This window comes from Streptomyces sp. x-19, assembly GCF_046549115.1.
Lineage (GTDB): Bacteria > Actinomycetota > Actinomycetes > Streptomycetales > Streptomycetaceae > Streptomyces > Streptomyces albulus_C.
Genome location: NZ_JAJPWK010000014.1, coordinates 212,074 through 218,073 on the forward strand (window position 1 = coordinate 212,074; position 6,000 = coordinate 218,073).

Below are 6,000 nucleotides of genomic sequence, written 5' to 3' on the forward strand. Positions count from 1 at the left end.
GGGCGCATAGCTCAGCGGTAGAGCGCTGCTCTTACAAAGCAGATGTCGGCGGTTCAAATCCGTCTGTGCCCACCAGCGAAAACGCCCCCGCGGAGATCCCTCCACGGGGGCGTTGACGGTAGAACTTGACGGCAGTCCCTACTCCGGACGCCCCCGCCGGCGCCGCAAGAGCCGGTCCATGTGCCCCACCGCCTCCCGCCGCGAATCCTCCGAGACGTGGGTGTAGACGTTCATGGTCACCGCGATCTGCGAGTGACCCAGGATCTCCATCACGACGCGCGGCGCGACGCCGGCGGCGAACAACAGGGACGCGCAGCCATGCCGAGCGTCGTGTAGGCGGATCCGCGGCAGGCCCGCGGCCTGGCCGATCCGCTCGAAGGACCGACTGAGGTTCCGGGGCTCGATCGGCCGCCCTGTGCGCGTCGTGAAGACGTAGCCACCGTCGTTCGACCAGTCGTCTCCGGCGGCGAGTCGCTGAGACTGCTGCCTCAGGCGCTGCCACCGCAAGGGCGCGATGCACATCAGTGGCAAGGGGATCGTCCGGCTCCGACGGTTCTTCGTGGAGTCCGCGTACAACTCCTTCTGCACGCGCTGGATCTGAGTCCGGACCGAAAGAGTGCGGCGATCCAGCTCGATGTCGCACCAGCGCAGTCCCAGGACCTCGCCCCGCCGAAGCCCCAGCGTCACAGCCAGCACGAAAGCCGTGTAGAGCGGATCGGTCCTGGCCGCCTCAAGGAACGCGACCGTCTCGTCCAGCGTCCACGGCTTCAGCTCCCTGGGCTGGACGCGCGGAGCGGGCACCAACTGCGCCACGTTCCGGCTGACCAGCTCCTCCCGGCACGCGGCAGCGAGGGCCGATCGCAGGACGCGATGCGACTCCTTGGCAGTGGCCGCCGACGCCTCACGCTGCACGGCGGCGAGCATGCGGCGTACGTCGGCGACACCCAAGGTCTCCAGCCGCTTCACGCCGATCTGCGGCATCAGGTAGCGACGCACGTGGGTCTCGTACTTCGCGTACGTCGTCTTCTTCCGCTCAGGCTTGATGTGCTCCGTCAGCCAGTACGGCAGCCACTCGGAGAGCTTCGCCGACCGGGTCGGCGTCGGGATGCCCTGCCGGTCGCGACGGACCAGTTCCTGACGCTTGGTGTCGCACTCTTCCCAGGTGGCGCCGTAGACGGTCTTGCGCTTGCGGGTGCCGTCGGGCTGCGGGACGTAGACGCGAGCTTCGTAACGGCCGTCCTTGCGCTGCCAGATGCTGCCGGCGCCGTTCGGGTTTCTCTTGCGCGCCATCAGGCGGCCTCCTCGATTCTCTGGGACATGAAGGCTCGAAGGGAGTCGGCAGCGATCCGGCGGGACCGGCCGATGGTGAAGCTTTCGAGCTGACGGGAGCGGATGAGGTCGTAGACCTTGCTGCGGCTGACGCGCAGCGCCTCCATGACCTCCGGCACCATCAGCGACTCGATCGAGGTGAGCGGAGCTTTGCTCACGGCTGCCTCCAGGGCCCGACTCTCTGTGTTCTTGTGAGTGGAGATTCGTCGCGGCAAGGGCCGCAGGCGCTGACAGAACTGACAGAACCCTCGCGGTAGGGCGCTGACCTGTGGGTTTCGAGGCTCTGTGATCTTTGACAGAACTGAATTAATTGCTGACAGAACCTCCGGGGAGGGGGTTCTGTCAGCGGGCCTCGACGGGGGCGCTGGGGGTTCTGTCGAGTTTTAATTGGGTTCTGTCAGAGCCGCGATCGCGGTCGTTTGTGCAGTTCAGCGGCTTGTGGGGGAGGTTCTGTCAGTTGTGTCAGCGGGGTGGGGGTTCTGTCAGGCGGTTCGGGGGATGCGGGGGTGGGTCTCGTAGCGGGGGGAGGGGGGTCGGCCGCCGCGTCCGGTGCGTGGGGGTGCAGGGAGTTGGCGGATCCAGCCGTGTTCTTCCAGCAGTGCCAGGACGGGGTCGAGGTCGCTGATGGCGGGGAAGTCGGCCCGTGGCAGGGTCCGGAACAGCTCGCGCTTGGTGAACTGGGTGAACTGTTCGGGGCGGCTGGTGCCGAGCTTGGTCAGGACGGTGAGGGCCGCGTCGTGGGCGGGGTCGGCGCTCATGACAGTGAAGACGTCGAGAGCGTGGGCGGTGAAGTAGTTGCCGAGTTCGGTGGCGGCGGCCATGGTGGCGGCCTCGATGGGCCGGTGCCAGCCGTCCTCGGGGTGAGCGGCCAGGTGTAGGAGTCCTGCGATGCGGGCGACGGCCCCGTCGCGCTTGGATGCCCACTTCACGATGGGGCGGAGGGGGCCGTCTGGGCCGATGCGGGATTCGGTGACCTTTTGGAAGGCCAGCAGTACCGCGTCGGCTTCCGGGGTGAGTTGGAGAAGGGCGGGGTCGGTCCAGCCGGCGAGGGCGAGGGTGAGGCCGCCGATGTGCTTGGCGTAGGTGGCGGCGACCTCCTCGTCGAGGAGGTCGGGGGTGAGGTTGCGGTGGCCCACCAGGGAGAGGGGCTTGGAGTACAGGAACCGGGCCAGTAGGCCGCGGCCGTCGGCTCCGTCGATGCGGTTGAGGGCTTCGAGGACTTCCGGCTGGACGGCCAGGCCGATGGTGACGGCCGGGGCGTCGATGTGCTGGGCTTCGCGGCCTTGCCGGTTGACGCGGATCATGTCGCCCGCGTGGCCCTTGAGGAACATGCCCATGTTCGGCTTGCCGGTGTAGCGGCCGGCGATGATGTCGAACAGCTCGCCCTCGGCGCTCAAGCAGGAGATCCGGCCGCCCTGTTGGTCCAGCAGCGTGCCCACGTTCTCCGGGGTCACGTCGTCGGCCACGAGCTGCGGCACCGCGGGCACGCTCACCTCCTCCGCGGCTTGTGCCAGGGAGATGGCGTCGGCGGTGAGCTCGTCGCGCTGCTCGGGGTCCGCGTTCGTGGCCCGGGCTGCGGCCTTGTCAGCTGCGGCCTTGGCCAGCCGCTGCGTGGTCTCGGCTTCGGCCCGTACGGGGCCGGAGAGTTCGATGAGGGCTTTCTCTGCGGCGAGGAGGGGGCGGACCATCAGGTCGAACACCGCGCTCTTGCGGTTGCCGGGGTCCAGGGCGACGGCGGTGTAGAGGTTGACGGGCTCGCGCCAGTGGCCGCGCACGCAGACCTTCACCCGGCCGCCGGCGGCGGTGGCGAGGACGGCCAGGGCCAGGGACCCGGCCAGGTCGGCGGGGGTCTGCGTCTCCTCGGCGACTCCGCGGACCATGGCGGCCAGCCATCCGGGCAGGGCATCGATGGGGAAGTCGGGGAGTGCGGGGCGGGCTTTGAGCGGGACGGGTTCGTCCCATGCGGGGCCGGTGATCTGCTCGGGCTCGATGTGGTCGAACCCTTCCCACAGGTCGGGGCCCGCGTCGGGCGTGGTCATGCGGTGGCCCTGCCTTCCTGGGGAGCGAGCAGCGGGCAGGTGGTGGTGCGGTGGTGGTCCCAGTCCTCGACCAGGCGCAGGACGGCGGCTCGGCCGCGGGCTTCGCGGTCGTAGGTGCCGCAGCGGCAGATCGCGGTCGCGCGGGTGACGGCGCTCCACTGCGGCGGCGCGATGACGTGCAGCCCGAAGAACAGCTGCTCGGGCGACCGGTGGGTGGTCGAGTGCGGGTCAGGGCGAAGAGCTAAAAGGACGCCCTGGCGGGCGACGCCCTTCGGCGCCCCACTGCTGGATCGGGCGGGGGCCGGTTCGGCGGAGTCGGGGCGGTCGGTGGTGGTCACGCGGCCCTCCCTGCGGTGCTGGCCAGGCCGCGTGTGACGGCGCGTTGGGCGTAGGGCTCGGGGACACCGACGGAGATGGCCGCGTCCACGATGTCCTGCCCGATGGCGTCCAGACCGCAGGGGCCAGGGCAGCCTGCGTGCTGGGCAGCCACGAAGGAAGCGACCCCGTACGCCTTCGACCCGGCCCCGAATTCGGTGCAGCTGCGGACCAGGGCCAGCCCGCGTTCCAGGCCGCTGTTGACGTAGCTCTCGGTGTGGCGACAGCCGGTGGCCACGCTGCGAGCCCAGGCGCGCTCGGTGGTGGAAGAGACCACCCGGCCCCGGGCGGGGGTGGTCTCTTCCTTGACGACCAGCGTGCGGACGGCTGTGGGCAGGTCGGCCATGGTGCCGGTTCCGGGCCCGAGCCAGCGGGCGTACTGCGCACGGGACTTGATGTCCACACCAGGCCGCGCGTTGTTGGCGGAGGGCATGGTGCCGCGGTAGATCCAGTGCTCCCCGCGTGTCGTCGGCACGGTCCTTGTGACGGGCAGGTGCTCGTGGGCCCAGGTGACGGCGTCGGCGTTGTCGAGGTCCACGACGGTCAGCCCGGCGCCACCAGGGTGGTAGGCGATTGCACCGGCGACCCGCCATGCCGGCGCCCAAGCTGCAGAGGTGAGAACGGTGGGGTCGGTGGTGGCGGCGGCCCAGGCGTGGCACGGCCGGGGGCACTGGCAGGGGCCAGCGGCTTTCATATGGGGGCGGTCCCCGCAGGCGCTTTTCTCGCAGGCTGGGCAGTTGCCGAAGGGGCGCTTCCCTCGCAGGGGTAGGACCGGCACGTCGGCGGCGGCCAGGGCCAGGGCGGTGTGCCGAATGTCGGTGGGTTGAGTCATGCTGGAGACCTCCGTAGGTCTGTTGAGGACTGGAGACCAGGGCGGGCTGCCTCTCGCCAAAAGCTGCGGCCCGCCCTAGCCGTGTCTACGAGCGGTGGTAGATGGCGAGCTGGGCGTCGAAGCCGTCCTCGTCCTCGACGTCGCGGTAGCGGCCGTACGGGCCGCCCTGCGGTCCGGGGATCTTCGCGACGACCGTGCGGGCCTCAGCGGCCATCTCGTCGGGGGTGGGCAGCACGCCGCAGAAGAGGTCGACGACCCAGTCCAGGCCGTTTTGCGGGACGGAGTCGGCGTCGCCCCAGCCGACCATCCAGCCCCTGTCTTCCCTCCATAGGAGGCTGACCTCGGTGTCGTCGCCGTAGGCGGGAGCGGTGACCTCGCGGGCGAACTCGATGTAGGCGTCGCGGGGGTCGTTGTCCTCGGCGTTCCAGTCGACGACGGTCAGGCCGGCCGCATCGAGCGCCGCGGCGATCGCCTCGATGTACGGGACGTGCGAGACGTACGGGGTGGGCTCACTCACGTGATGCTCCTTAGCGGTGGTTGATGGTTCCGTTGGCGCGGCCGAGGAAGCCGGTGGCGGTGATGTGCTGGGTGATGTGCGGGCGCTGCATCTCGCGCTGTGCGGCGGTGATGCGGGCCCGGACGCGGCCGATGACGGCGACGGCTGCGGCGCCGCCGGCGGCGAGGGCGGCCACCGTGGACCACAGGACGTGGCTCACGGCGACCAGCCCGGGCGCGGCGGCGGACAGGCCGACCGCGGTGATGGTGATGCCGCCGCCGACGGTCGGCGCGAGCAGCGCGGTGGCTTTGGCCCAGGCCGGGATCGGCTGCGCGACCGGCGCCGCCGGGGCCTCGGGCGGGGTCGGTGTGGTGGGGCCGGTGCTGTAGACCAGGGCGCGTTCCCCTGAGGGGAGGATGACTTCCTGGACGCCGGGTGGGATGTCCTGCGGGGGCAGCGTGGGGTGGGGGTGTTGGGGGTGCACGGGTCCTCCTTGCGCCCGGCGCCGGGCGGTTAGGCGGTGAGGTGGGTGAGGGCCTGGGCGAGGGCTTGGCAGGCGGCGTTGATGGGCTTGCTGGCGCCGGTGCTGGCGATGAAGAAGCCGAAGAGGAACACCGCGGTCGCGGAGCCGAGTTGGACGTAGCGCAGGCGTATGAGGGCGAGGCTGATGAGTCCGAAGAGGACGGCGGCGGAGACCGTGACGGCCATGGGGCGACTCCCTGGAAAGGTGTGAGGGATGAGTCCGGCCGCCCGTTCGTGGGCGGCCGGCGGGGCTGTGCGGGCCTGTCATCCGGCCTGTCATCTGTCTGTCACCTGTCACCTGTCTGTCACCTGTAACGCGCAGGTCAGAAAGGGGAACAGGCCGCGCTGACAGGCCGAAGCCCCCTTGTCCGGGTCGGGTGACAGGTGACAGACAGGAGGGGCTCTTA

The 6,000-nt window shown here is 70.2% G+C and carries 8 protein-coding genes and 1 tRNA gene; 1 reads left to right on the top strand and 8 read right to left on the bottom strand.

The genetic code is table 11. The features are described from left to right. Positions 1-75, top strand: a tRNA-Val gene (locus ACLJT4_RS27780). Positions 76-138: 63 nt separating this feature from the next. Here the strand turns inward: ACLJT4_RS27780 and ACLJT4_RS27785 are convergent. From ACLJT4_RS27785 to ACLJT4_RS27820, 8 genes are all read right to left on the bottom strand, one after another. Next, positions 139-1,290: a tyrosine-type recombinase/integrase gene (locus ACLJT4_RS27785; RefSeq protein ID WP_411126247.1), complete on the bottom strand. Its 1,152-nt coding sequence runs from the start codon at positions 1,288-1,290 to the stop codon at positions 139-141. Continuing rightward, positions 1,290-1,487, bottom strand: coding sequence for a helix-turn-helix domain-containing protein (locus tag ACLJT4_RS27790; RefSeq protein WP_411126249.1), 198 nt, complete (start codon positions 1,485-1,487; stop codon positions 1,290-1,292). The genes ACLJT4_RS27785 and ACLJT4_RS27790 overlap by 1 nt, the downstream gene beginning before the upstream one ends. 324 nt (positions 1,488-1,811) lie before the next feature. Then, complete coding sequence (locus ACLJT4_RS27795) at positions 1,812-3,368, bottom strand: YfjI family protein (protein ID WP_411126251.1); 1,557 nt, start codon at positions 3,366-3,368, stop codon at positions 1,812-1,814. Beyond that, entirely contained in the window at positions 3,365-3,706 is a 342-nt protein-coding gene (locus ACLJT4_RS27800) for a hypothetical protein (protein WP_411126253.1), read from the bottom strand. The genes ACLJT4_RS27795 and ACLJT4_RS27800 overlap by 4 nt, the downstream gene beginning before the upstream one ends. Then, the gene (locus tag ACLJT4_RS27805) at positions 3,703-4,575 is read right to left on the bottom strand and encodes a DNA primase (RefSeq protein WP_411126255.1); all 873 of its coding nucleotides are present in this window, start codon (positions 4,573-4,575) and stop codon (positions 3,703-3,705) included. Before ACLJT4_RS27805 ends, ACLJT4_RS27800 begins: the two co-directional genes overlap by 4 nt. Before the next feature lie 85 nt (positions 4,576-4,660). Then, entirely contained in the window at positions 4,661-5,092 is a 432-nt protein-coding gene (locus ACLJT4_RS27810) for a DUF6292 family protein (RefSeq protein ID WP_411126257.1), read from the bottom strand. Between the two features lie 10 nt (positions 5,093-5,102). Then, a complete protein-coding gene (locus tag ACLJT4_RS27815; RefSeq protein ID WP_411126259.1) occupies positions 5,103-5,555 on the bottom strand; it encodes a hypothetical protein in 453 nt (150 codons plus the stop codon). A gap of 29 nt (positions 5,556-5,584) precedes the next feature. Beyond that, positions 5,585-5,779, bottom strand: coding sequence for a hypothetical protein (locus ACLJT4_RS27820; protein WP_411126261.1), 195 nt, complete (start codon positions 5,777-5,779; stop codon positions 5,585-5,587). Positions 5,780-6,000 lie beyond the last annotated feature (221 nt).